Source organism: Xanthomonas sp. DAR 35659, from assembly GCF_041242975.1.
Lineage (GTDB): Bacteria > Pseudomonadota > Gammaproteobacteria > Xanthomonadales > Xanthomonadaceae > Xanthomonas_A > Xanthomonas_A medicagonis.
Genome location: NZ_CP162488.1, coordinates 4,044,323 through 4,061,979 on the forward strand (window position 1 = coordinate 4,044,323; position 17,657 = coordinate 4,061,979).

Genomic DNA, 17,657 nt, shown 5'->3' on the forward strand with positions numbered 1-17,657 from the left:
GCGCCTTCTTCGAGGGTTCATGCACCTTCCGCCATCCATGCTGGGATGTCCCGCTGCGCATGCAGAAGGCGCCAGAGTTCGACATGCGTCTCGCGTTCGACATAGAAGATCAGAGACGGGAAACCTTCGAGCGGCCAGAATCGCAGGTGCGACAGTTTCAACAGAACGGCATGGCGCGTGGAGCCGATACCTGGATGCCGCGCGATCGTCTTGATTGCCGCTTCGAGCGCATCGACGAACGCCAGTTCCAGTGTCGGGCCGCCTTGTTCGCCATACCAGGCCGCTGCCTCCTCGGCATCGCGCCGCGCCAGGGGCCGCCAGCGCGCCGGCTTCACTTGCCGGCAACCCGATCCCGAGCGCGCTTGCGCATCGTGTCGAAGAAATCGGGCTCCATCGCCACGGCCGGCCCAGAATTCGCCCCGTCCAGCAGCAAGCCGCGGAGCCTTTCCGAGTCGCGCTGTTTGCGGATCAACTCGCGCAGGTATTCGCTGCTGGATCCATAGGCATGTTCGGCAACCTGCTGGTCGACGAATTGCTTGAGCTCGTCGGGCAGAGAGATATTCATGGTGGCCACAAGCGCTCCAATGGCAAAGATTGCCAAAGTCTGCATCGTCAAGCCGGTAGGTGCAAGCTGAGCCGACTTTTCTTGCGAAGAACGCCGGAGACCTCAGGTAGCGGACGCCTCCAGAAAATCCTGCGCAAAGCGCTGCAGCACGCCGCCGGCCTCGTAGATCGCCAGTTCCTCGGCGGTGTCCAGGCGACAGATCACCGGCACTTCCACGCGGGTACCGTCGGCGCGGACGATGGACAGGGCCAACGTCGCGCCCGGGGTCCGCGCGCCGACCACATCGAAGGTCTCGCTGCCGTCGATGCCCAGGGTCAGGCGGGTGGTGCCGGGCTGGAACTCCAGCGGCAGCACGCCCATGCCGATCAGGTTGGTGCGGTGGATGCGCTCGAAGCCTTCGGCCACGATCGCCTCCACCCCGGCCAGGCGCACGCCCTTGGCGGCCCAGTCGCGCGAGGAGCCCTGCCCGTAATCGGCGCCGGCGACGATGATCAGCGGCTGCTTGCGCGCCATGTAGGTCTCGATCGCCTCCCACATGCGCAGCACCTGCCCGTCCGGCTCTACCCGCGCCAGCGAGCCCTGCCGCACGCTGCCGTCGGCGTTGCGCACCATCTCGTTGAGCAGCTTGGGGTTGGCGAAGGTGGCGCGCTGCGCGGTGAGGTGGTCGCCGCGATGGGTGGCGTAGGAATTGAAATCCTCTTCCGGCACGCCCATCCGCGCCAGGTATTCGCCGGCGGCGCTGTCGGCCAGGATCGCGTTGGACGGGGACAGGTGGTCGGTGGTGATGTTGTCGCCGAGCACCGCCAGCGCGCGCATGCCGCGCAGCGTGCGTTCGCCGGCCAGCGCGCCTTCCCAGTACGGTGGGCGGCGGATGTAGGTGCTGTGCGGGCGCCACGCGTACAGCGGGCTGACCGCCGCGGCATGCTCCACGCGCACGTTGAACATCGGGCCGTAGACGCGGCGGAACTGCTCCGGTTTCACCGCCGCCTGCACCACCGCATCGATCTCGGCGTCGCTGGGCCAGATGTCCTTCAGCCGCACCTCGACGCCGGCGGCGTCCACGCCCAGCACGTCTTTCTCGATGTCGAAGCGCACGGTGCCGGCGATGGCGTAGGCGATCACCAGCGGCGGCGAGGCCAGAAACGCCTGCTTGGCGTAGGGATGGATGCGTCCGTCGAAGTTGCGGTTGCCCGATAGCACCGCGGTGGCGTACAGATCGCGGTCGATGATCTCCTGCTGGATCGCCGGCTCCAGCGCGCCGCTCATGCCGTTGCAGGTGGTGCAGGCGAAGGCGACGATGCCGAAGCCCAGCGCCTCCAGGTTCGGCAGCAGGCCGGCTTCCTCCAGGTACAACTGCACCGCCTTGGAGCCGGGCGCCAGCGAGGTCTTGACCCACGGCTTGCGCTGCAGCCCGCGCGCGATCGCGTTGCGCGCCAGCAGGCCGGCGGCGATGACGTTGCGCGGGTTGGAGGTGTTGGTGCAGCTGGTGATGGCGGCGATGATCACCGCGCCATCGGGCATCAGGCCCTGCGCCTGCTGGTCCTTGCCGGCCTCCAGCTTGGCCGCGTCGGCGATGCCGCGCGCGGCCAGTTCGGCGGTGGCCACGCGCTTGTGCGGATTGCTGGGGCCGGCCATGTTGCGCACCACGCTGGACAGGTCGAAGCGCAGCACGCGCTCATACTGCGCGCCGGCCAGCGCATCGGCCCACAGCCCGGTGGTGCGCGCGTACTGCTCCACCAGCGCGACCTGCGCGTCCTCGCGCCCGGTCAGGCGCAGGTAGTCGATGGTCTGCCGGTCGATGTAGAACATCGCCGCGGTGGCGCCGTACTCGGGGCACATGTTGGAAATGGTGGCGCGGTCGCCGATGGTGAGCGCGGCGGCGCCGGCGCCGAAGAATTCCAGATAGGCGCCGACCACGCGCTCCTTGCGCAGGAACTCGGTCAGCGCCAGCACCACGTCGGTGGCAGTGATGCCCGGCTGCGGACTGCCGCTCAGCTCCACGCCGACGATGTCCGGCAGGCGCATCCACGAGGCGCGGCCGAGCATCACGTTCTCCGCCTCCAGCCCGCCCACGCCGATGGCGATCACGCCCAGCGCGTCGACGTGCGGGGTGTGGCTGTCGGTGCCCACGCAGGTATCGGGGAAGGCGACGCCGTCCTGGACGTAGATCACCGGCGACATCTTCTCCAGATTGATCTGATGCATGATGCCGTTGCCCGGCGGGATCACGTCCACGTTCTGGAACGCCTGCTTGGTCCAGTCGATGAAGTGGAAGCGGTCCTCGTTGCGGCGGTCCTCGATGGCGCGGTTCTTGGCGAACGCCTGCGGATCGGCGCCGCCGCACTCCACCGCCAGCGAGTGATCGACGATCAGTTGCACCGGCACCACCGGATTGACCTTGGCCGGATCGCCGCCCATGTCGGCGATCGCATCGCGCAACCCGGCCAGGTCCACCAGCGCGGTCTGGCCGAGGATGTCGTGGCACACCACGCGCGCCGGGAACCAGGGGAAATCCAGGTCGCGGCGGCGCTCGATCAGTTGCGTCAACGAGGCCTGCAGCGTCGCCGGATCGCAGCGCCGCACCAGATTCTCGGCAAACACCCGCGAGGTGTAGGGCAGCGTGGCATAGGCGCCCGGACGGATCGCGTCGACCGCGGCGCGCGCATCGAAGTAGTCCAGCGAGGTGCCCGGCAGGGATTTACGGTAGTGGCTGTTCATGGCTGGCTACGGTAGAAAAAACGAAGACAAGACCCTTCTCCCATCGGGAGAAGGTGCCGCGAAGGGGCGGATGAGGGTACGGGCGAAGCCTAGTAAAAATCAGATCCCTCATGAGGCGGATGAGGGGACGGCGAAGCCTGGTGCAACGAAATTCCTCATGAGGGCGGTTGAGGGGTACGAGCGAAGCCTCGCACATCCAAACTCCGTGAGTCGCTTCGCGCCGGACCCTCACCCCAACCCCTCTCCCGATGGGAGAGGGGCTATTGGCTGTTCCCTTCTCCCATCGGGAGAAGGTGCCCCGAAGGGGCGGATGAGGGTACGGGCGAAGCCTCGTGCTAATGAATTCCCACATGAGGGCGGATGAGGGTACGCGCGCAGCCTGGTGCAACCAAACAGCACTAGGCTGCGCCCGTACCCTCACCCCCGGCCCCTCTCCCGATGGGAGAGGGGAGCTCAGCTGCGCCGGTCGATCGGCACGAAGGCCTGATCCTCCGGCCCGGTGTAGTTCGCGCTGGGGCGGATGATCTTGCCGTCGATGCGCTGCTCGATGATGTGCGCGCTCCAGCCGGCGGTGCGCGCGATCACGAACAGCGGGGTGAACATCGCCGTCGGCACGCCCATCATGTGATAGCTGACCGCGCTGAACCAATCCAGGTTCGGGAACATCTTCTTGATCTCCCACATCACCGACTCCAGGCGCTCGGCGATGTCGTACATCTTGCGGCTGCCCTGCGCGTCGGACAGCTCGCGCGCCACGTCCTTGATCACCTGGTTGCGCGGGTCCGACACCGTGTACACCGGGTGGCCGAAGCCGATGATCACTTCCTTGCGCTCGACCCGCGCGCGGATGTCCGCTTCCGCCTCGTCCGGCGTGTCGTAGCGCTTCTGCACCTCGAAGGCGACCTCGTTGGCGCCGCCGTGCTTGGGCCCGCGCAGCGCGCCGATGCCGCCGGCGATGGCGCTGTACATGTCGCTGCCGGTGCCGGCGATGACCCGGCAGGCGAAGGTGGAGGCATTGAACTCGTGCTCGGCGTACAGGATCAGGCTGGTGTGCATCGCCTGCACCCATTCGGCGTGCGGCTTGAAGCCGTGCAGCAGGTGCAGGAAATGGCCGCCGATCGAATCGTCGTCGGTCTCCACCTCGATGCGCTTGCCGTTGTGGCTGTAGTGGTACCAGTACAGCAGCATCGACCCCAGCGAAGCCATCAGCTTGTCGGCGATGTCGCGCGCGCCGGGATGGTTGTGGTCGTCCTTCTCCGGCTGCACGCAGCCCAGCACCGACACGCCGGTGCGCATCACGTCCATCGGATGCGCCGACGGCGGCAACTGCTCCAGCGCCGCCTTGACCGCGGCCGGCACCCCGCGCAGCGAGCGCAGCTTGGCCTTGTAGCCGCGCAGCTCGCTGTTGCTGGGCAGCTTGCCGTGCACCAGCAGGTAGGCGATCTCCTCAAACTGGCTGCTGCGCGCCAGGTCCAGGATGTCGTAGCCGCGGTAGTGCAGGTCGTTGCCGCTGCGGCCCACCGTGCACAGCGCGGTGTTGCCGGCGGCGGTGCCGGACAGGGCCACCGATTTCTTCGGCTTGAAGGCGGGGGCGGTCTGCGTGGCGGTCGTGTCGTTCATTGCAAGATCTCCGGGTATTTCGCGGTCGTGTAGACGCAACGGGTCAATACGCGGGCGCGTCCGGCGGCAGGCCGCCGGCGCGCTCGAGCAGTTGCTGCAACATGGCGATCTGGCGGTTCTGCTGCTCGATGAGCGTCGCCCAGTCCTGCTCGCGCAGCTGGTTGAGCTTCTCGTGCACCTGCAGGATCTCCAGTTCGGACTTGATGTTCACTTCGTAGTCGTTCTGCGCGCGCAGCCGGTCCACCGCGGCCTGGCGGTTCTGGCTCATCATGATCACCGGCGCCTGGATCGCGGCCAGGCACGACAGGCACAGGTTGAGCAGGATGTAGGGATACGGATCGAAGCCGCCGTGCAGGAGCACGCTGTTGAGCACGATCCATCCCAGCAACACCAGCGCGAAGCCGCTGATGAAACTCCAGCTGCCGCCGATCTCGGCGACGCGGTCGGCGATGCGCTCGCCGAGCGTGCGGTCGTGATCGGCCTGCTTGACGATGTCGCGCGCCACATGGCGCTTGGCGATGAAGCGCTCCACCACCTCGCGCTCGGCGTCGGGCAGCTTGTCCAGTTCGGTCTGCAGCAATTGCCGCGCGGTCTGGCGGCGGTCGATGCGACCGCGTGGCGGCGATGCGGCGCCGGCGGAAGTGTTCATGGGCATGCTCGGACAGGGGAACCGGCGTGGATCATGCGCCCTTGCCGGCGAACAGCGCATCCAGGCGCTGCTCGAAGGCGTGGTAGCCGATGCGCTCGTACAGCTCCTCGCGGGTCTGCATGGTGTCCACCACGTGCTGTTGGTGGCCGTCGCGGCGGATCGCCGTGTACACCGCCTCGGCGGCCTTGTTGGCGGCGCGGAACGCCGACAGCGGGAACAGTTGGATCGCCACGCCGGCCGCGGCCAGTTCGCCGCGGGTGAACAGCGGGGTCTTGCCGAACTCGGTGATGTTGGCCAGCACCGGCACCTTCACCGCGTCGACGAAGCGGCGGTAGGTGTCCAGGTCGTAGGCGGCCTCGGCGAAGATGCCGTCGGCGCCGGCTTCGACGCAGGCGATGGCGCGCTCGATCGCCGCGTCCACGCCGTCCACCTGGATCGCGTCGGTGCGCGCGATCAGGAAGAAGTCGGCATCGGTCTTGGCATCGGCCGCGGCCTTGACCCGGTCCACCATCTCGTCCTGGCTGACGATCTCCTTGCCGGGGCGGTGGCCGCAACGCTTGGCGCCGACCTGGTCCTCGATGTGGCAGGCGGCCGCGCCGGCCTTGATCAGCGCCTTGATGGTGCGCTCGATGTTGAAGGCGCTCGGCCCGAAGCCGGTATCGATGTCCACCAGCAGCGGCAGCGGGCACACGTCGGTGATGCGGCGCACGTCGATCAACACGTCGTCCAGGGTGTTGATGCCCAGGTCCGGCAGGCCCAGCGAGCCGGCGGCGACGCCGCCGCCGGACAGGTAAATGGCCTGGTAGCCGGCGCGCTGCGCCAGCAGCGCATGGTTGGCGTTGATCGCGCCGATCACCTGCAACGGCGACTCGGCGGCCAGGGCGGCGCGGAACCGGGCGCCGGGGGAAACGAGGGACATGGACGACTCCTGACGAAGAGGCGGCGCCCCGCCGGGCATTCCGCGATGGGCGCCAATCTGGCACTCTCGCCGACACGGATCAATCTTGATTCAATGAATCAACCTATCGGCCCTTCATGTCCGACAGTCCCGACCGCAACCTGATCTCCGCCGCGCAGGCCTGCGCCCTGCTCGGCATCAGCAGCGCCACCCTGTACGCCTACGTCAGCCGCGGCCTGCTCCACTCGCGCGCCGGCGCCGACCATCGCAGCCGCGCCTACCTGCGCGCCGAAGTGGAGCGGCTGGCGCAGCGCAAGCGCGCCGGCCGCGGCGCCGCGCGGGGCGCCGCGCAGAGCCTGGACCGCGGCCTGCCGGTGCTGGAGACGCGGATCTCGCTGATCCGCCCCGACGGCCCCTACTACCGCGGACGTTCGGCGGTGGCCATGGTGCGTGCGGGCGCCAGCCTGGAGGACGTCGCCCGGCTGTTGTGGGACTGCCCGGAAGGCGAAGATCCGTTCGCCAGCGCGCCCGTCGCGCCATGGCCGGCAGTGGTGGCGCCACTGGCCGGGCATGCCACGCTGCCGCCGCTGGAACGCGCCATGGCCTGCATCCCGCTGCTGGCCCTGGACCTGCGCCAGTCGCTCAACGCCGCGCCCGGCGTGCGCCGCGAAAGCGCCGCCACCCTGCTGCGGCAGAACGCCGCGCTGCTGGTCGGCACCGCGCCGGACACGCGCCCGCTGCATCGCCTGATCGCCGACCACTGGCGCCCCGGCGATGCCGGCTTCGCCGAACTGGTGCGCGCCGCGCTGCTGCTGTGCGCCGACCACGAACTCAACGTCTCCGCCTTCGCCGCCCGCGTGGTCGCCTCCACCGGCGCGCCGCTGCACGCCACCGTCAGCGCCGGCCTGGCCGCCCTGTCCGGCCCGCGCCACGGCGGCGCCACCGCGCGTGCCCACGCCCTGCTGCGCGACACCCAGGACGCGCCCCGCGCCGCCGCGCTGATCGCCGAACGCTGGCAGCGCGGCGACGACCTGCCCGGCTTCCACCACGCCCTGTACCCGGACGGCGATCCGCGCGCGGCCGAAGTGCTGCGCCTGCTGCGCGAACGCAGCGCCGGCAGCGCGCGCATGCAGCACGTGGAAGCGGTGATCGCCGCCGCCCAGGACTGCAGCGGCCAGCGCCCGAACATCGACTGCCTGCTCGCCGCGCTCTGTTTCGTCCACGACCTGCCGGCGGCGCACGCCCTGGTGCTGTTCGCCGCCGCCCGCCAGGCCGGCTGGCTGGCGCATGCGCTGGAGCAACAGGCTCTGGGCAAGCTGATCCGGCCGCGGGCGCGCTACACCGGCGCGATGCCCGCCGGTTCGCCGGACTGAGCGCGGTCGCCTGCCTGGCAAGAGACGTCACTGGCAGCATGCGCTGACGCCGATCGCGCGATGCGCGAGAGCAGCACAGGCGCGCCCTACTTCTTCAGTGGGACCGAAGCCGGGTCCGCGGCGGGCTCGCGCCGGAAATACAGACGCGCGTCGTCGCGCTCCAGCACCAGGGCATAGACCTCGCCATGCGCATTGCGCAGGAACTGGCATTCGATCGCATCCGGCGGCGGCGTGGCGATGAAACGGCTGGGCGTAAGCGCGCGCAATGCCAGGACGGTGTCCTCGCCATCGCTGAGTTGCAGGTGGCCATCGGATACCGAGATGGTCAACACCTGCCCGTCGAAGGCCGCCAGGTTCCCGCGCAGATCCTCGGCCAGCGGTTCGCGCCGGTAGCGTCCCGGATAGCGCGCCGCCGCGCCCTGGGTCGGATCCAGGGCAATGCTGGCGACCGGCGGCGCGAAGCGCGGATCGAGCGCATCCCAGACCGCATTGCGGATCTCCGCATTCAATTCGCTGCCGCGCGCGCCGTTGCTCAGGATCACCACGCCATCGCCACTGACCAGGTGGCCCTCGACCCAGGCGCGGTAGCTGTCGTTGGCGCCGCCATGGTGGAAATAGCGCATTTCCCCCGTGCCGCCCAGCCGCGGCCCCAGGCCATGGATGCTCGGCTGCACCTCGCTCATCATCTCCACCGCCAGCGGTTGCGGCAGCAGGCCGCCCGGCTGTCGATAGCTGGCGACCAGCGCGGCGACGAAGCGGGCCAGATCGTTGGCGCTGGTCCACAGGCCCGACGCCGCCTGCTCCGGAAAACTCTGCCAGCCGCGCGGGCGTGCCACCGGGCGACCGCCAGCATCGTGCGCCATGGCCACATTGGCCATGCCGCGTGCCGACGGATCGAGAAAGCTGCTGCGATCCATGCCCAGCGGCGCGAAGATCTCGCTGCGTGCCACCTGCTCCAGCGGGCGCCCGGTGCGATCCTCGATGACCTTCTGCTCCACCATCACCCCACCGCCCGAATAGCGCATGCGCGTTGCCGGCGCATCGACGCGGCGCAGCGCCGCGTTCTGCGCCGGCGCGACGCCTTGCAAGGTCTGCAATAGCGTCGGCAACGCGGCCCCGGGCGCATAGTCGTCGAACCCGTGCACATTGAGGCCGGAGGTATGCGACAGCAGCATGCGCAGGGTGATCGCGCCCGGATGGTCGCCGGCCGGGATCTGCCAGCCGCGCAGGTAGCCGTCGACATCCCGGTCCAGATCCAGTTGCCGCTGCGCCACCAGGCGCAGCGTGGTCGCCGCGGTCACCACCTTGCTGACCGAGCCGACCGAGAACAGCGTGTCCGCATCGACCGCGTCGTTGCCTTCGCTGGCACGCACGCCGTAACCGCCGGCATAGACGACCCGCCCGTCCTTGAGCACCGCGATCGCCACGCCGGGGACGCCGTAATGCCGCATGCGCTCGCGCAGCGACCAGTGCGGCAGCGCCTGCCCGGGGTCGAGCACACTTGGCCGCAGATCCGCCGCCAGCGACGCCTGCACGCGTCGCCCCACCGCCATCGCGTCGGCATCGGCATCGGCATCGGCAGCGCGCGCCACGGGAATCGCCGCGCACGCCACGGCGCAGGCCAGCAACGGCGCACGTCCGAGACGCGCCGCGCCGGAAATCAGACAGCGTTGCGCCTGTGCCAGGCTCTGCATGCCAATGCTCCTTTTGTCGTCGGGAAGGCCGCGGCGCGCTGCCACCAGCCGTTGTGTACCGAGGTTGCAGCGATCAGCGCGGCACGGCGGCCGTCGGCCCAGTCACCGCGCCGTGCTGCTGCAGATAGCGCACTACTTCGACGCCCCGCGCCTGGTTGAGCGGCGAACGCCAGCGATGCTGATCGGCCCATACGCCGAGATTGATGTCGGCACCGCGTGCCAGCAGCGTGCGCACCACCGGCAGATGACCCGCGCGCGCGGCATTGATCAGCGGCGTTTCGTCGTACTGCACGATGCGATTGACGTCGGCGCCCGCGTCCAGCAGGCGCTCGACCACCGCCAGGTGGCCTTGCATCGCCGCCACGATCAGCGGATTGCCGTCGCGCAACAGCGCCCGATCGGGATCGGCGCCAAGCTCAAGCAGCGTCTCCACCATCGCCAAATCGCCGGCACGCGCGGCCTCGATCAGCGCGGTACCGGAACTCTCCAGGTCGGCGCCTGCGGCATTGACGTCGGCGCCCGCGGCGACCAGGCGTCGCACTTCGTCCTGCCTGCCGCTCGCCGCCGCCTGTAACAGGGCAGCGACCATCGGATCGGCCCGCTCCACCGCCAGCGGCTGACCGATAACCGGCAACCGCGGCGTGGCCACCACGACCGCCACACCGGCGCCAAGCGAGATCGCCACGCAACCCAGCGCCAGCAGGCGCGGCGTCCATCGACCACCTGTCGCCCCCGGCCGCAGCAACTGATCGATGCGCCGCCGCACGCCATGCCGCGTCCCCAGCATGGCGGTGCCCAGCACTGGACTGCCGCCTGGCGCCGCCCGCGCTTCCAACGCAGCCACCAATGCATCGGCATAGCGGTGGCCGCTGCCCATCTGTCGTGCCGCGGCGGCGTCGCAGGCCAGTTCGCGCGCCAGGTCCAGTTGCGCGCCCAGCATGCGCAACGCCGGACTCCACCAGTACAGCGCCAGGCACAGCCGCTGCAGCAACGCCGCCCAGAGATCGCGGCGGCGCACATGCGCCAGTTCGTGATGCAGGATGCCCAGCAACAGCGGCTCGGGCAGCGATTGCGCCATGCCGCGCGGCAGCAGCACGCATGGACGCCGCAGGCCGACCAGCATCGGGCTGGACACGGTGTCCGACACGCGCACCTCCACCCGCATCCGCGCGGCGGCGATCGCCGCATCGAACGCCGCGCACGGCACGGCGTCGGCGCGCAGGCGTCGCGCTTGCCGGTATGCCAAGCCGAGCCCACACAACGACCACACCGTGCCCAGCAGCCACAGCAGCGCGAGCCATTGCACGACATCGGCACGGGACGATACGGCGATCGCCGGTGCAGGTTCGGCGGCAACCTGCAGCGCCTGCGGTGTCGGAACAGGCGAAGGCGACGCCGCCTGCGGCACCGCTGCGGTCGGCCGCAACGGCAGATCGACCGCCGGCGACAACGCCAGTAATGGCGCCACCACCGCCGCCAGGAACAGGCACCCCACGAAACCGGCACGCAGCGTCGCGCTCAGCGGCCGCAGGCGTGCGATGCCCAAGGCCAGTGCCAGCAGCAACGTGCTCTGCCATACATGCTGCAGCGCCAGATGCAACAGTGCGTCGAGTGCCGTGGTCATGGCTGTGCGTCCTTGTCGGCGGCCGCATCCACACGACGACGCAACGCCGCGATCTCGTCGTCGCCGAGCGCATGCTCGTCGATCAGGTGTTGCGCCAGCACGTCGGGGGAACCGTTGAAGAACTGCTTCAGCAACTGCTCCAGCGCCTGTCGGCGCGCCTTGGCGCGGCTGAGGGTGGCGCGATAGATGAAGGCGCGGCCCTCGGTGCGGTAGCTGACAAGCCCCTTCTTCTCCAGCACCTTGAGCAGGGTCAGCACCGTGGTGTAGGCCACCGGCCGTTGCTGCGCCAATTGATCGGCGACGTCGCGCACCGAGGCTTCCTTGCGGTCCCACAGGACTTCCAGGATCTGCCGCTCGGCATTGGTCGGTGAGGAAGACGCCGGGCGGGCCATGTGCACGACTAAGAAATTAGTTGAAGCGAGCCTAGAGCGCATCGCGATGCGCTGTCAACTAAAAAATTAGTATTCCCGCTGCGTCGCGCCGGGCGCCCCAACAGCCCATCCCACCCGGCCCATCATGCGCATCGCCAAAACCGCCGCGAAGGTGTACAAATGTACACCATGCCTCCCCTGTCCCCACAGCGCGCCGCCATCCTCGCCTACGTCCACGACTGCACCGAGCAGGATGGGCGGCCGCCGAGCCTGGCCGAGATCGCCGAACGCTTCGGTTTCGCCTCGCGCAATGCCGCGCGCAAGCACGTGCAGGCGCTGGTCGAGGCAGGCCTGCTCGCGCATGTCCCGCAGCAGGCGCGCAGCCTGCGGCCGGCGCAGGCGCCCGCGCGCGGCGGGCTGCTGCAGTTGCCGGTACTGGGCCGGGTCGCCGCCGGTGCGCCGATCGGCGCCGACATCGGCCTGGACCAGCACCTGCGCCTGGACCGCGGCCTGTTCGCGCTGCGGCCGGACTACCTGCTGCGCGTGCAGGGCGACTCGATGATCGACGACGGCATCCTCGACGGCGACCTGGTCGCGGTGCGCCGTGGCAGCGACGCCCGCAACGGCCAGATCGTGGTGGCGCGCCTGGACGGGGAGATCACCATCAAGCGCTACCGGCACGATGGCGGCCGCCTCCTGCTGCTGCCGCGCAATCCGGCCTATGCGCCGATCGTGGTGCAGCCGGGACAGGACTTCGCCATCGAAGGGCAGTACTGCGGCCTGATCCGGCAGGACTGATGGCCGCCGTCGTCGCCCTCGACCGCCTGCTCGCCGAACGCCGGGTCTGGCGCGGCCAGCCGACCGCGCTGCCGCCCAGCGCGCAGCCCACCGGGCACGCCGCGCTGGACGCGGTGCTGCCGGCGCGCGGCTGGCCGGAGATGGCGCTGACCGAACTGCTGCATGCCGCCGACGGCATCGGCGAACTGCAACTGCTGTGGCCGACGCTGGCGCGGCTGTCGCGCGGCGGCGGCCGCATCGTGCTGGTCGACCCACCCTATCTGCCCTACCCCGACGCCTGGGCGCAGGCCGGCGTGGCACTGCCGCAGGTGCAGATCGTGCGCGCCGGCGCGCAGGCGGCCTGGGCCGCCGAGCAATGCCTGCGCTCGGGCAGTTGCGCGGCGGTGCTGTGCTGGCCGGCGCTGGCCAACGACAAGACCCTGCGCCGGCTGCAGGTGGCGGCCGAGAGCGGGCGCGCGCTGGGGTTCGCCTACCGGCCGCTGAAGGCCGCGGCCAATCCCTCGCCGGCCGCGCTGCGCATCGCCATCGATGCCGCGCCGGCGCAACTGCGCGTGCTCAAGTGCCGCGGCGGCATGCCGCCGGCACGGCCGATCGCGCTGTCCGCGCTGGCCTCGGCTTGAGCCCGCCCGCATGCGCTGGGCCTGCATCCTGCTGCCGCACCTGGCGCTCGACACCGTCCTGCGGCGCTGGCCGACGCCGGACGAACCGCTGGCCCTGCTCGCCGGCCCGCCACAGCGGCGCACGCTGAAGGCGGTCAACGCCGCCGCGCGCGCGCGCGGCCTGCAGCCCGGGCAGTCGCTGGCCACCGCGCAGGCGCTGTGCGACCGCTTCGCCACCGCGCTGCACGATGCCGAGGAAAGCCGCCGCAGCCAGCAGTTCCTGGCGGCCTGGGCGTACCGGTTCAGTTCGCTGGTCAGCACCGACTACCCCGGCGCGCTGCTGCTGGAGATCGAGGCCAGCCTGGGCCTGTTCGGGCCGTGGCCGCGCTTCGAGGCGCGCCTGCGCGAGGAACTGACCGCGCTGGGCTTCCGCCACCGCATCGTGGTCGCGCCGCATCCGCTGGCCGCACGCGTGCTGGCCAATGCGCACGACGGCATCGCCCTGCTCGACAACGCCACGCTGCAGCGCGCACTGGGCCAGTTGCCGCTCGCCCGTGCCGGACTGCAGCCGGCCCTGGCCGAGGCGTTCGCGCGGATGGGCCTGCGCCGGCTGCAGCAGGTGTTCGCGCTACCGCGCACGGCACTGGCGCGGCGCTACCCGCCGGCGCTGCTGCAGCATCTGGACGCCTTGCGCGGACAGGCGCCGCTGCCGCTGCAGTACTACCTGCCGCCGGACCGCTTCGATGCGCGCCTGGAACTGGGCTATCCGGTGGAATCCAGCCAGGCGCTGCTGTTCCCGCTGCGCCGCCTGACCCAGGACCTGGCCGCGTTCCTGGCCGGGCGCGACGGCGGCGTGCAGCGCTTCCAACTGCACCTGGAACACGAAGGCCTGGACGACAGCGTGGTGCCGGTCGGCCTGCTCGCCGCCGAGCGCGAGGCGGCGATGCTGTTCGAACTGGCGCGCGAACGCCTGCAGCACGCCAGCGTGCCGGCGCCGGTGCAGGCCATGCGCCTGCGCGCCGACGAACTGCCGCCGTTCGTGCCCGCCGCGCGCGAACTGTTCGACGACCGCGCGCAGCAGGCGCTGCCCTGGGAACAGTTGCGCGAACGCCTGCGCGCGCGCCTGGGCGACGCGGCCGTGCACGGCCTGCGCGCGCGCGCCGACCATCGCCCCGAACGGGCGTGGCGCGCCGAATCCGCCGCGACGGCGCCCTCCGGCAAGGCGAACAAGGCGGGCCACCCGCACACGCCATCCACCACCGCCGCGCCGCGGCCCGGCTGGCTGCTGGCACAGCCGATCCCGCTGCGCGAGCGCGCGCCCGAACGCCTGGCCGGCCCGGAACGCATCGAGAGCGGCTGGTGGGACGATGGCGACGTGCGCCGCGACTACTACATCGTGCGCACCCGCCAGGGCCAGCGCGCCTGGGCCTTCGCCGCGGCCGACGCACCGGACGCGCTGATGCTGCACGGCTGGTTCGCATGAGCCACACCCCGCCGCACCCGCGCATGCCGCCGCGCCTGCGGCTGCTGCCGACGCCAACACCTGCGCAAGCCAGCGCACCCGTCGCCAGCGCGCCGCGTGCGCCAGCCGACCCCGCACTGCCCGACTACGCCGAACTGCATTGCCTGTCCAACTTCAGTTTCCAGCGCGGCGCCTCGCACCCCTGGGAACTGTGCGAACGCGCGCTGCGCCACGGCTACCGCGCCCTGGCGATCACCGACGAATGCAGCCTGGCCGGCATCGTGCGCGCCTGGCAGGCGGCCCGTGACATGGGCCTGCACCTGATCGTCGGCAGCGAGATCCAGTTCGAGCACGGGCCCAAGCTGGTGCTGCTGGCCGAGACCCTGCACGGCTACCAGCGGCTGTGCCGGCTGATCACCCTGGCCCGGCGCCGCGCCGACAAAGGCACCTATCGTGCGCTGCGCGAGGATCTTGCCAGCGTGGACGACGGCTCGGGCCTGCTGTGCCTGTGGCTGCCACGCGGTGACAGCGACGACGCAGCGGACGGCACCTGGCTGCAGGCGCGCTTCCCGCAACGGCTCTGGCTGGCGGTGGAATTGCTGCGCGGTCCCGACGATGCCGCGCGGCTGCAGGCGCGCCTGCAGTTGGCACATGCGCTGCAACTGCCCGCGGTGGCCAGCGGCGACGTGCACATGCACGCGCGCGGCCGTCGCGCGCTGCAGGACACACTGACCGCGATCCGACAACGCCTGCCGCTGCACGAAGCCGGCCCCCACCTTTATCCCAACGGCGAACGCCACCTGCGCCCGCGCGCGACACTGGCGTCGTTGTACCCGGCCGCGTTGCTGGCCGAGACTGTACGCATCGCGCAGCGATGCGAATTCAACCTCGGCCAACTGCAGTACGAGTACCCCCACGAACTGGTGCCGCCCGGGCACACACCCACGCAATGGCTGCGCCTCCTCACCGAACGCGGCGCGGCCGAGCGCTGGCCGCATGGCGTGCCGGACAAGGCGCGGCGCCTGATCGAACACGAACTCGGCGTGATCGAGCGACTGAAGTACGAGTCCTACTTCCTCACCGTCTACGACCTGGTGCGCTTCGCGCGCTCAAAGGACATCCTGTGCCAGGGCCGCGGCTCGGCGGCCAACTCGGCGGTGTGCTACGCGCTGGGCATCACCGCGATCGATCCGGACCGCATCGGCATGCTGTTCGAGCGCTTCATCTCCGAGAAGCGCAAGGAGCGGCCGGACATCGACATCGATTTCGAGCACGACCGCCGCGAGGAAGTGATCCAGTACATCTTCAGCCACTACGGCCGCGAGCGCGCCGCGCTGGCGGCGGTGGCGATCAGCTACCACACGCGCAGCGCGGTACGCGACGTGGCGCGCGCGCTGGGCCTGCCCAGCGACACCGTCGATGCGCTGTCCTCCGCGCTGGGCCAGCGCGATCCGGTGGAATCGGCGCAGGAGCTGCTGCGCGAACGCGGCTTCGATCCTGACACGCCGCTGATGCGCCGGCTGCTGGTGCTCACCGGGCAATTGATCGGCTTCCCGCGGCACCTGTCGCAGCACCCCGGCGGCTTCGTCATCTCCGAGCATGCGCTGCACACCCTGGTGCCGGTGGAGAACGCGACCATGGCCGAGCGCACGGTGATCCAGTGGGACAAGGACGACCTGGAACTGGTCGGGCTGATGAAGGTCGACGTGCTCGCGCTGGGCATGCTCAGCGCGCTGCGCCGCACCCTGGACCTGCTGCGTGCGCACCGCGGCCGCGACCTGGACCTTGCCAGCATTCCCGCCGAAGACGAGCAGACGTATCGGATGATCCAGCGCGCCGACACCATCGGTGTGTTCCAGATCGAATCGCGCGCGCAGATGGCGATGCTGCCCCGGCTGCGCCCGAAAGAGTTCTACGACCTGGTGATCCAGGTGGCGATCGTGCGCCCTGGGCCGATCCAGGGCGGCATGGTGCATCCCTACCTGCGCCGTCGCAACGACGAAGAAGACATGGACGATCTGCCTCCGGAACTGTTCAAGGTCTTCGAACGAACGCTCGGCGTGCCCTTGTTTCAGGAACAGGTGATGCAGCTCGCAGTGGTCGCCGCTGGCTATACGCCCGACGAAGCCGACCAACTGCGTCGCTCGATGGCCGCCTGGAAGCGCCACGGCGGGCTGGAACCGCATCGCGACAAATTACTGAAGGGCATGCTGGAGAGGAACTACACCGCCGAATTCGCCGCGCGCATCTTCGAGCAGATCAAGGGCTTCGGCAGCTACGGCTTTCCCGAAAGCCACGCCGCCAGCTTCGCCCTGCTCACCTACGCCAGTTGCTGGCTCAAGTGCCACGAGCCGGCCGCCTTCACCTGCGCCCTGATCAACAGTTGGCCGATGGGGTTCTACAGCCCCGACCAATTGTTGCAGGACGCGCGCCGCCACGGCCTGCAGGTGCGGCCGGTGGACGTGCGCTACAGCGACTGGGACTGCACTCTGGAGGCGCACAGCCCCGACCCGCAGGTGCAGCCGGCGATCCGCCTCGGCCTGCGCCTGGTCCGCGGCCTGGCCGAGGACGCCGCGCTGCGCCTGCAGCAGGCGCGCGCGCAGGCGCCGTTCCACGACCTCGCCGACCTGTGCCACCGCGCCGCGCTCGACGACAAGGCCCGCGCCAGCCTCGCCGACGCCGGCGCGCTGAAAGCACTGGCCGGGCACCGCCACCGCGCACGCTGGGCGGTGGCCGGGGTCGAGGCGCAGCGACCGCTGTTCGAGGCGCTCGCGGCCACGCCGGAACAGCAGGTGGCGTTGCCGCTCCCCAGCCAGGGCGAAGACATCCGCGCCGACTACGCGACGCTCGGCACCACCCTGGGCAAGCACCCGATGGCGCTGCTGCGCCGGCAACTGGCCGCGCGCCGCTACCGCCACTCCGCCGACCTGCGCAACCTGCCGCACGCCAGCGCGGTCGCGGTGGCCGGCCTGGTCACCATGCGCCAACGCCCGCAGACCGCCAGCGGCGTCACCTTCGTCACCCTCGAGGACGAACACGGCCTGGTCAACGTGGTGGTGTGGCGGCGCCTGGCCGACCGCCAACGCCAGGCGCTGATCGAATCCAGATTGCTACTGGTACGCGGCCGCGTCGAGACCGAAGGCAAGGTGCGCCACCTGATCGCCACCCATCTCGAAGACCTGACGCCCATGTTGCTCGGCCTGGATATCCGCAGCCGGGACTTTCATTGAAGACGACAGGCGTCATCGCCGCGGCGGCGCCAAGATCAAACCGGTAACGAAACGCA

General features: G+C 70.2%; 14 protein-coding genes. 5 read left to right on the forward strand and 9 right to left on the reverse strand.

Going from position 1 to position 17,657, the window contains the following annotated elements:
• Positions 1 to 17: 17 nt before the first annotated feature.
• From AB3X07_RS16890 to prpB, 6 genes are all read right to left on the reverse strand, one after another.
• Positions 18 to 335: a type II toxin-antitoxin system RelE/ParE family toxin gene (locus AB3X07_RS16890; protein ID WP_369939838.1), complete on the reverse strand. Its 318-nt coding sequence runs from the start codon at positions 333 to 335 to the stop codon at positions 18 to 20.
• On the reverse strand, positions 332 to 574 hold the full coding sequence (locus tag AB3X07_RS16895) for a type II toxin-antitoxin system ParD family antitoxin (protein WP_369944793.1): 243 nt from the start codon (positions 572 to 574) through the stop codon (positions 332 to 334). Before AB3X07_RS16895 ends, AB3X07_RS16890 begins: the two co-directional genes overlap by 4 nt.
• A 93-nt stretch (positions 575 to 667) precedes the next feature.
• Positions 668 to 3,283 carry a Fe/S-dependent 2-methylisocitrate dehydratase AcnD gene (acnD, locus tag AB3X07_RS16900; protein WP_369939839.1) on the reverse strand — a complete coding sequence of 872 codons (2,616 nt, stop codon included), beginning with the start codon at positions 3,281 to 3,283 and terminating at the stop codon, positions 668 to 670.
• A 453-nt stretch (positions 3,284 to 3,736) separates the two neighbouring features.
• On the reverse strand, positions 3,737 to 4,903 hold the full coding sequence (gene prpC / locus AB3X07_RS16905; protein ID WP_369939840.1) for a bifunctional 2-methylcitrate synthase/citrate synthase: 1,167 nt from the start codon (positions 4,901 to 4,903) through the stop codon (positions 3,737 to 3,739).
• Between the two features lie 43 nt (positions 4,904 to 4,946).
• Entirely contained in the window at positions 4,947 to 5,552 is a 606-nt protein-coding gene (locus AB3X07_RS16910) for a DUF1003 domain-containing protein (RefSeq protein WP_369939841.1), read from the reverse strand.
• Positions 5,553 to 5,583: 31 nt separating this feature from the next.
• Entirely contained in the window at positions 5,584 to 6,471 is an 888-nt protein-coding gene (gene prpB / locus AB3X07_RS16915; protein ID WP_369939842.1) for a methylisocitrate lyase, read from the reverse strand.
• 116 nt (positions 6,472 to 6,587) lie between these two features.
• On the opposite strand from prpB, the gene AB3X07_RS16920 reads away from it, so the two are divergent.
• The gene (locus AB3X07_RS16920) at positions 6,588 to 7,823 is read left to right on the forward strand and encodes a citrate/2-methylcitrate synthase (protein WP_369939843.1); all 1,236 of its coding nucleotides are present in this window, start codon (positions 6,588 to 6,590) and stop codon (positions 7,821 to 7,823) included.
• Between the two features lie 86 nt (positions 7,824 to 7,909).
• On the opposite strand, the gene AB3X07_RS16925 is transcribed toward AB3X07_RS16920, so the two are convergent.
• The 3 genes from AB3X07_RS16925 to AB3X07_RS16935 form a co-directional block, all read right to left on the reverse strand.
• On the reverse strand, positions 7,910 to 9,517 hold the full coding sequence (locus tag AB3X07_RS16925) for a serine hydrolase domain-containing protein (protein WP_369939844.1): 1,608 nt from the start codon (positions 9,515 to 9,517) through the stop codon (positions 7,910 to 7,912).
• Positions 9,518 to 9,590: 73 nt separating this feature from the next.
• The gene (locus tag AB3X07_RS16930; protein ID WP_369939845.1) at positions 9,591 to 11,141 is read right to left on the reverse strand and encodes a M56 family metallopeptidase; all 1,551 of its coding nucleotides are present in this window, start codon (positions 11,139 to 11,141) and stop codon (positions 9,591 to 9,593) included.
• The gene (locus tag AB3X07_RS16935; protein ID WP_369944795.1) at positions 11,138 to 11,533 is read right to left on the reverse strand and encodes a BlaI/MecI/CopY family transcriptional regulator; all 396 of its coding nucleotides are present in this window, start codon (positions 11,531 to 11,533) and stop codon (positions 11,138 to 11,140) included. Before AB3X07_RS16935 ends, AB3X07_RS16930 begins: the two co-directional genes overlap by 4 nt.
• Before the next feature lie 168 nt (positions 11,534 to 11,701).
• Between AB3X07_RS16935 and lexA the strand changes: the two genes are divergently transcribed.
• The 4 genes from lexA to AB3X07_RS16955 are packed head-to-tail and all read left to right on the forward strand — an operon-like array spanning position 11,702 to position 17,601.
• Entirely contained in the window at positions 11,702 to 12,310 is a 609-nt protein-coding gene (gene lexA / locus AB3X07_RS16940) for a transcriptional repressor LexA (RefSeq protein ID WP_369939846.1), read from the forward strand.
• Positions 12,310 to 12,930 carry a translesion DNA synthesis-associated protein ImuA gene (gene imuA, locus AB3X07_RS16945; RefSeq protein WP_369939847.1) on the forward strand — a complete coding sequence of 207 codons (621 nt, stop codon included), beginning with the start codon at positions 12,310 to 12,312 and terminating at the stop codon, positions 12,928 to 12,930. Before lexA ends, imuA begins: the two co-directional genes overlap by 1 nt.
• Positions 12,931 to 12,940: 10 nt before the next feature.
• Positions 12,941 to 14,392 carry a Y-family DNA polymerase gene (locus AB3X07_RS16950; protein ID WP_369939848.1) on the forward strand — a complete coding sequence of 484 codons (1,452 nt, stop codon included), beginning with the start codon at positions 12,941 to 12,943 and terminating at the stop codon, positions 14,390 to 14,392.
• Positions 14,389 to 17,601, forward strand: a complete 3,213-nt coding sequence (locus tag AB3X07_RS16955; protein ID WP_369939849.1) for an error-prone DNA polymerase — start codon at positions 14,389 to 14,391, stop codon at positions 17,599 to 17,601. The genes AB3X07_RS16950 and AB3X07_RS16955 overlap by 4 nt, the downstream gene beginning before the upstream one ends.
• The last annotated feature ends 56 nt before the right edge of the window (positions 17,602 to 17,657 follow it).